The 7,881-nt window shown below is 40.6% G+C and carries 3 protein-coding genes and 1 rRNA gene; 2 read left to right on the forward strand and 2 right to left on the reverse strand.

Features of this window, described 5'->3' with window-relative positions:
* The coding region (locus tag C8P64_RS16605) for a SprB repeat-containing protein (protein ID WP_211307624.1) at positions 1–503 on the reverse strand (503 nt) is incomplete at its 3' end.
* Between the two features lie 1,026 nt (positions 504–1,529).
* Between C8P64_RS16605 and gltB the strand changes: the two genes are divergently transcribed.
* Positions 1,530–6,053 (forward strand): glutamate synthase large subunit, encoded by a 4,524-nt coding sequence (gene gltB / locus C8P64_RS16390; protein WP_108173188.1) that lies wholly within the window; start codon positions 1,530–1,532, stop codon positions 6,051–6,053.
* A gap of 2 nt (positions 6,054–6,055) precedes the next feature.
* On the forward strand, positions 6,056–7,516 hold the full coding sequence (locus C8P64_RS16395; RefSeq protein WP_108173189.1) for a glutamate synthase subunit beta: 1,461 nt from the start codon (positions 6,056–6,058) through the stop codon (positions 7,514–7,516).
* 289 nt (positions 7,517–7,805) lie between these two features.
* Here the strand turns inward: C8P64_RS16395 and rrf are convergent.
* Positions 7,806–7,881 (reverse strand): 5S ribosomal RNA (gene rrf, locus C8P64_RS16755); the annotation flags it as partial.

Here is a 7,881-nt window from a genome sequence, read left to right on the forward strand (position 1 = left end):
TTGGTTACCTCTACCGCAATGGCTCCATCTGCAGCATTGCCGTCATCATCGTTACAGGAAACATCGGTTGGAGTCGCACTCGCACTAAAGGCCAGAGCATCGCTTATAGTTACCTGAACGTCAAACGTGCAATTATTTTTATCAGTTATTGTACACGTGTAATTTCCTGCTGTCAATCCTGTAGCGGTTGCGGTAGTTTGTGCATTAGAATCATCCCATAAATAGGTATATGGCTCTTCACCACCAGAGGGTATTGCAGTTGCAGTTCCATTATTGCTAGGACCATTATCATCATTACAGACTACGTCAGTAAATGTTGAAGATCCTGCTAATGGTGTTCTTACAATAATTGCAGGTTCTATACCACATTTAGGAGAAATATCCAGAAAGCCTGCAGGAGTTTTATTGTCAATAGAGAGTAAATTCGCACAACTATTTTTACTGTCGTCACCAGTTACCTTAGAAGCATCGGTCCAGGCCAGATATACATCTGTTAATCTCAATGTAGTTCCACAAGTATAATCAACAAGAATAGTACTTAATTCTGTTATCTCACCGGCTGGCAGACCAACTTGATCATCACAACCTTTGACAAACTCTGTTGTAACATTCCCTTCGGCATCCGTAACTTCTAATTGCCCTGCAAATGCAAATGTTGGCCTAAAAGATTGAGTCTTATTGAAAATTGAGAGTATAATTGGTACTTTAATTACCTGGCCTTCCTCACATTGAAAACAATCATCCAAGTCTAAAAAGGCATCTACCACCTCTAAGTCATTTGAGACACAATCTCCGGGAGGCGGAAGTGGTGGCAATTCCTGAGAATGTAGTGATAAACTACTAGAATATCCCAAAAGTATAATTAGAATTATAACTCTGCAAAGCCAGTTTTTATTCTGCTGGGATCTAATCGTAATGTCTTCCATAATAATAGTGTTTTAAGGTTAGTACCTATAGCTGGTTTAACCTCAAAGCAGACCGGGCGATTGAAAAAAAAATGTATCTAATAATCTTACAGAGGGGGGTAAAATTCTTTGCCATAAAGAAATGGCAATAACCAAAATGGTTTGAATCTGGTCCGGGAGGAATATTATGCTGGTTGCTAAGATCAACATTGAAGAAATTAGCAGCCATAGAAGAAAAGTAGGTTGAGCAGGAAGAAAAAAGGTAATACGGCTTTATAAGAAATTAGGATCAATACTTAGTAAAAAAGAAGGCTAATCCAATTTTAACAAATACTGATTATCAACTTACTAGGCCATTTTTTGTCTTATCAAAATTATGATTTATTTCTGTTTCGGGCTTAACAAATGTTAGAGAAATCAAAAAATACTGGTTTACCCTACCCAATGATTTTGCAGCCTTATTTACATTATTTAATTCGTAAAATAATTTGATATAATTCTGAAATTCTCATTAATAATTCCTCAGATTATCAATACCCAAAAACTTGATTGAAAGCGCTTTAATATTTTCAGGTTTGCTTCGCTTTTGTTTAACTTTAAGAGAATAATTCAGAAGGAACGGATATGAAAATAAAAGAACAGGGGCTCTACTCCCCTCAGAATGAAAGGGATAATTGCGGAGCAGGGTTTATTTGTAATCTTAAAGGAGAAAGATCTAATAAAATAATACACGATGCCATAGATATACTGGTGCGCCTCGAACATAGAGGAGCAGTTAGTGCAGATGGAAAAACAGGTGACGGTGCGGGGATCTTAATTGAAGTTCCCCACGATTTCTTTAAAAAAGTATGCGAATTCGAATTACCCGGTATTCGGGAATACGCTGTAGGGATGCTTTTTCTTCCCAAGAATAAAAACCAGGCCCTTATTTGTAAAACCACTTTCGAAGACGAAGTCAAAAAACAGGGATTAGAGATACTGGGCTGGCGTAATGTGCCGGTAAATCATTCCTGCCTGGGGAAAATGGCCAGTAACGTGGAGCCTGCTGTCGAGCAGGTTTTTATTGCTAAACCAAAAGATGTTGAAGAAAGGGTATTCAATGCTAAATTATATTCGGCTCGTAAGATTGCGGAACATACCGTGGAGCATTCCGGCCTTGCCCAAAGCGAGTATTTCTATTTTTCAAGTCTCTCAACCAATACGATAATATATAAGGGTCTTTTAATGCCCCAGGATATCAACGATTATTATAAGGATCTTAATGATCCAGACGTGATCACGAAACTGGCGTTGGTACACCAGAGATTTTCCACCAACACTTTCCCTACCTGGGATTTAGCACAACCATTCAGATATATGTGTCATAATGGTGAGATCAATACCCTGAGAGGAAATCTTAGTAGAATGAAGGCGAGGGAGGAGCTTTTTGAATCTGATATTTTCGGCGAGGATATGAAGAAGATTATCCCAGTGATCATGGATGGAAAATCTGATTCTGCTTCCATGGATATGGCTCTTGAACTTCTTCTGCAAACCGGAAGGTCCCTGCCCGAAGCCATCATGATGATGGTACCGGAAGCCTGGGAAAAGAATCCTTCCATGAAAGACAATAAAAAAGCATTTTACGAGTACAATGCGTGTATCATGGAGCCCTGGGATGGTCCCGCCTCTATACCTTTTACCGATGGAAATTATATAGGAGCCCTTTTGGACAGAAATGGCCTGAGGCCTTCCAGGTATACCGTAACCAAAGACGGTTATGTGGTGATGTCGTCTGAGACCGGTGTTCTTGATATAGCGCCTGAAAATGTACTAAAACATGGTAGGCTGGAGCCGGGAAGAATGTTCCTGGTAGATATGATCGAAGGAAGAATTATTGAAGATGAAGAAGTAAAAGAAAAAATAGTTTCAGAAAGGCCTTACAGGAACTGGCTTGATGAAAATCTGCTGCCCTTAGCAGAAGTACCTTATACCGGTAATCAGACTCCTGTGGAGGATATTCCATATATGACCAGGCTTAAGCTATTTGGTTATACTTATGAGGATATCACTACCATTATTTCTCCCATGGCATCCAAGGCCAAGGAAGCGATAGGCTCTATGGGAACGGATATTCCGCTGGCCGTACTTTCAGATAAACCACAGTTATTATTCAACTATTTCAAACAGCTTTTCGCGCAGGTGACCAATCCGCCGCTTGATGGAATTCGTGAGGAAATAGTTACAGACATCAGCCTTTCTGTAGGTGAGGATATCAACCTTTTTGAAATCATTCCAGAACAGGCTAAAAAACTTAAAATTCAGAATCCCGTCATCTCCAATGAGGATCTGGACAAGATAAAATATATAGATTATCCTGGCTTTAAAGCCAGATCTGTTTCCATGCTTTATGAAGCTGAAAAAGGAATGAACGGCCTTGAAGATCGCCTCGAGGAAATGATCACAGAAATTAAGAATGCCGTTGATGATGGCTGCAATGTGATCATACTTTCAGACCGGAATGTGAATCCTAAACTGGCTCCAATCCCTTCACTCCTTGCATGTTCATTTGTGCATCACCGGGCCAAGGATCATAATAGAAGATCCAGCTTCGGAATTGTGATCGAATCTGCAGAACCGAGAGAACCGCATCACTTCGCGGCTTTATTTGGTTATGGAGCAAGCGCGATCAACCCCTATATGGTGAATGAAGTGATCTATGATCTTGTTGAAAGAAAAGAGATCGATGTGGATGATCCTGAAGTAGCCGTTGAAAATTTCAATGTTGCAATCGGTAAAGGAATCGTGAAGATCATGAATAAGATCGGGATCTCAACCCTGCTCTCCTATCGCGGATCACAGATCTTCGAAATTCTTGGACTGAACAAGAAATTCGTCAATAAATATTTCAGCAATACGCCAACCAGAATTGAAGGTATTGGTTTGTATGAAATTGAAAAGGAAATTCAAAAGCGCTACCAACATGCTTTCTTTCCACCAGAAACAGAAACAGATCTGGACCTGGAAATGGGAGGAGATTATCGCTGGAGAAGAAATGGGGAAAGACACGTTTTTAATCCTGCCAGCGTCGCCAAACTTCAGCAAGCGGTAAAGCAGAACAGCTATGAAACTTATACTGAATATTCCAATATAATCAATGAGCAGAATGAAAAGCTCATGACCTTAAGAGGAATGTTTAAATTCAAGGAATTGAATCCTATTCCTATTGAAGAGGTTGAACCATGGACCGAGATTGTGAAGAGATTCAAGACCGGGGCCATGTCTTTTGGATCTATAAGTAAGGAAGCACATGAAAACCTGGCCATTGCCATGAACCGCATCAAAGGAAAAAGTAATTCCGGAGAAGGCGGTGAAGATGCCGATCGTTTTCAGAAGGATATCAATGGAAACTGGAGAAATTCAGCCATTAAACAGGTGGCTTCGGGGCGATTTGGTGTAAGTATAGACTATTTAACCAATGCCCGGGAGATCCAGATTAAAATGGCTCAGGGAGCGAAACCAGGAGAAGGTGGACAATTACCCGGAGCAAAAGTAAATCCTGATATTGCGAAAACTAGAAATTCCACTCCTTATGTTGGATTGATCTCTCCTCCACCACACCATGATATCTATTCTATTGAAGATCTGGCTCAGTTAATTTTCGACCTGAAAAATGCAAATCGTGAAGCAAGGATCAATGTGAAACTGGTTTCAAAAGTTGGCGTAGGTACTATTGCTGCCGGTGTTGCAAAAGCAAAGGCAGATGTGGTGCTTATTTCAGGTTACGATGGCGGAACCGGAGCTTCCCCCCTAACATCTTTAAGACACGCAGGATTACCCTGGGAACTTGGAATTGCTGAAGCTCAGCAAACTTTATTACTCAACAATCTTAGAAGCAGAATTGTTGTGGAATGCGACGGTCAGTTAAAGACAGGCCGTGACGTTGCGATCGCCTGTTTACTGGGAGCTGAAGAATTTGGATTCTCCACTGCTCCACTTGTAGCAACTGGATGTATCATGATGCGTGCCTGTCATTTAAACACATGTCCGGTAGGTATCGCCACCCAGGATCCTGAACTTAGAAAGAACTTCAAGGGTACTCCAGAGAATGTGATTAATTTCATGTATTTCATTGCACAGGAATTGCGGGAAATCATGGCACAGCTTGGGTTTAGAAATATGAAAGAAATGGTAGGACAATGCGAGAAGCTGGACATGAACCGTGCTATTAAGCATTATAAAGCCCAGGGAATAGACCTTTCAAATATACTTTACAAACCAAATATCAAGGATGGCGTACCGCTATCAAATACCGAAAAGCAGCTGCATAATATTGAAGGAGTCCTGGATTTTGAAATTTTGAGACAGGCGCATCCCGCTATTTATAGAAAGGAGCCTGTTACGCTAAGCTATCCTATAAGTAATACGAACAGAACCACAGGTGCGATCATCAGTAATGAGATCTCAAAAATTCATGGTTCAGTTGGCTTACCTAAAAATACGCTAACCCTGAATTTTCATGGGTCCGCAGGTCAGAGCTTCGGCGCTTTTGCCGCAAAAGGATTGAACCTAAATATTGAAGGTAATTCTAATGATTACTTCGGAAAAGGACTTTCGGGAGCAGTTCTTTCCATCAGGAAACCTAAAAAAGCAACTTTCAAATCCAATGAAAATATTATCATAGGTAATGTCGCATTATATGGAGCAGTTCGCGGCGAAGCCTATATCAATGGAATTGGTGGAGAACGTTTCTGCGTAAGAAATTCAGGAGCGAAAGCAGTGATCGAAGGTATTGGTGACCATGGTTGTGAATATATGACCGGTGGTGTGGCCGTAATACTCGGAAAAATAGGTCGGAATTTTGCCGCTGGAATGAGCGGTGGTGTGGCCTATATTTATGATCCTGAAAACACTCTGGATCGTAATAATTTTAATATGGAAATGATAGAACTTGAAGCTCCATCAGAAGAAAACCTGCAGGAACTGGAAGAGTTGATCGTTAATCATTATCAATATACCGAAAGTGAAGTAGCCAAGGCTATCTTAAATGATTGGGAGGAGGCTTCAAAAGGCTTTATTAAGGTGATGCCTACAGAATATAAAAAGGCATTGCAAAAACTTGAAGAAGAAAAAAGAAAAGAAGAAGAGGTAGATCTTAAAACAGCATAAGAATGGGTGAATTACGAGGATTTTTAGAATACGATCGTATTCAGGAAGAAGATATAAAACCCGAAGAAAGGGTAAAGAATTATAAAGAATTTCATAAAGAACTTCCAACCGAAGAATTAAAGAAACAAGGTGGAAGATGTATGGACTGCGGGATCCCGTTTTGTCACAGTGGTTGTCCCTTGGGAAATCTGATCCCAGATTTTAATGATGCCGTTTACAGAAATGAGTGGCAAAAAGCTTTGAAGATCCTGCATGCTACCAATAATTTTCCGGAGTTTACGGGAAGGTTGTGCCCGGCACCATGTGAGTCGGCCTGCGTATTAGGCATTATAGAGCCTCCTGTGGCCATTGAAATGATCGAGAAGTATATTGTGGAGCGAGGCTTTAAAGAAGGCTGGATAAAGCCTGAACCGCCCGCACACAGAACCGATAAAAAGGTTGCCGTGATTGGATCAGGTCCTGCGGGATTAGCTGCAGCGCAACAATTAAATCGTGCCGGCCATCATGTGACCGTTTTTGAACGTGATTCTAAGGTTGGCGGATTACTGCGCTATGGAATTCCAGATTTTAAAATGGAAAAGAAAGTGATAGATCGTCGTTTAGATATAATGAAAGCTGAAGGAATCGAGTTTAAAACTGACACTGAAGTCGGTAAAAATTATTCTGTAGAAGAAATTAAGAATTTTGATGCTGTTGTACTTTGTGGCGGAGCTACTGAAAAAAGGAAGTTACCAATTCCAGGATCTGATGCAGAAGGCGTAGTACAGGCAATGGAATTTTTAAAACATAATAACGAGGCCGTTGACGGACTTCATGAAGTAGAAGAAAGATTAAGTGCCAAAGGAAAAGATGTCATCGTGATTGGTGGTGGAGACACAGGCTCAGATTGCGTTGGAACTTCTAACCGACATGGAGCTAAATCTGTAACCAATTTTGAAATCATGCCACTTCCTCCAGAGCAAAGATCTTCAGAAAATCCATGGCCTTACTGGCCATTTACCTTAAAGACCAGTTCTTCACATGAGGAAGGCGTGGAAAGGAACTGGAGTATCCAAACCAAGAAGTTTGTAAAAGATTCTCAGGGTAAATTAAAAGGGCTGAAAACGGTTCAGGTAGAATGGATAAAAAGACCTGGACAACGCCCGGAATTAAAAGAAGTTCCGGAAACAGAAAAAGAATGGCCTTGTGACCTCGCTTTATTATCCCTTGGATTCACAGGTCCCGAAAAGACTTTAAGTGAAAAGCTGGGCCTTGAATTAGACGAGAGAACTAATATCAAGGGTAAGAAAGATTATAGCACGAATGTGAAAAATATATTCGTTGCCGGTGATATGAGAAGAGGACAGTCACTTATAGTCTGGGCAATATCTGAAGGCAGAGAAGCTGCTCATAATGTAGACAAGTATTTAATGGGTAGTTCTAAACTTCCCATAAAAGGAGAAGGAGATCTACCTACGCCATAGTCCTCTAATCACATAAGATAATAAGGCAGCCTTCGGGCTGCTTTTTTATTGAAGAATTCTGGTAGAACTTGTAGACCTAAATAGAGTAGAGTAGCATTGGAGATTACAGATAAGTTCATCTAAATATCAACGCAAGAGGATTTCTGACAGCAGGAAGCCTTGCATAACTCTATAATAAATCAAAAGTCCTTGAGAATTGGGCATAAAAAAACCTCTTATATCCTAAGATAAAGAGGTTCATATATAAGCATAAAAAAACCCCTTCAGTAGACTGAAGGGGTTTTCAAGAAGAAGGCGGCGACATACTCTCCCACAAAAAAGCAGTACCATCTGCGCTAACGGGCTTAACTACTCTGTTCGGGATG

Source organism: Christiangramia gaetbulicola, from assembly GCF_003054225.1.
GTDB lineage: Bacteria > Bacteroidota > Bacteroidia > Flavobacteriales > Flavobacteriaceae > Christiangramia > Christiangramia gaetbulicola.

What these genes read in the sequence shown, in the direction of transcription:
- gltB (WP_108173188.1), top strand. Translation starts at nt 1,530, where the DNA reads ATGAAAATAAAAGAACAGGGGCTCTACTCCCCTCAGAATGAAAGGGAT.
- C8P64_RS16395 (WP_108173189.1), top strand. Translation starts at nt 6,056, where the DNA reads ATGGGTGAATTACGAGGATTTTTAGAATACGATCGTATTCAGGAAGAA.